The sequence below is a fragment of the Paraburkholderia sp. 31.1 genome, from assembly GCF_014397645.1.
Taxonomy (GTDB): domain Bacteria; phylum Pseudomonadota; class Gammaproteobacteria; order Burkholderiales; family Burkholderiaceae; genus Paraburkholderia; species Paraburkholderia tuberum.
Window position 1 is genome coordinate 1 of record NZ_VZQN01000205.1, and the last position, 559, is coordinate 559.

The 559-nt window shown below is 65.7% G+C and carries 1 pseudogene; it reads right to left on the reverse strand.

The window, feature by feature from the left end:
• Positions 1 to 142: 142 nt before the first annotated feature.
• Positions 143 to 559 (reverse strand): annotated as a pseudogene (locus tag F6X37_RS36015) (hypothetical protein); the annotation flags it as partial.

Below are 559 nucleotides of genomic sequence, written 5' to 3' on the forward strand. Positions count from 1 at the left end.
AGCGCCGGTCAGACGCGACCGGGTAGATGCCGCGCGCCAGTTCGAACTGGTCGACGGCGTCCATCATGGGATCCGGCTTCGAGCCATCGGTGGAGGTGATGCCCGCTTCGGGCAGAAAGGGAGGGCTGATGATCATCGCGTATTAGTCCGTGTGGGTATACCGGTCGTTAAGCTGCAGGTCGCTATTCGGCAGGAGGGGCAGCTTGGCCGGCACGTTGCCGGGGCCGACAAAAACCTGTTTCGCTGGACCGAGAGCAGCGATCGCGTGGTCGTCAGTAAGCCGATCGGCGACAACCGGTTCGTCGACCAGCCAGTCGGCCTCCTCGAAGCGGGCATGTTCGATGGGCTTCGAGCCGGCGCGCGGCACCTGCGAGGCGGGCAGACGTTGTTTGGCGGCTATCACGCCGGCCAGCGTCCGTTCGGGTTCTCCTCCAAGCGGCAGGCAATAGCCAACGCCGAGCACTTGGAGTGGCTTCTGCGCGATGCGCAGCCGATCCGCCAGCCACCGGCTACGATGATGGTTGCGCCAGCGCGCGCGGTACCAGAGCGCCTCGAAGCC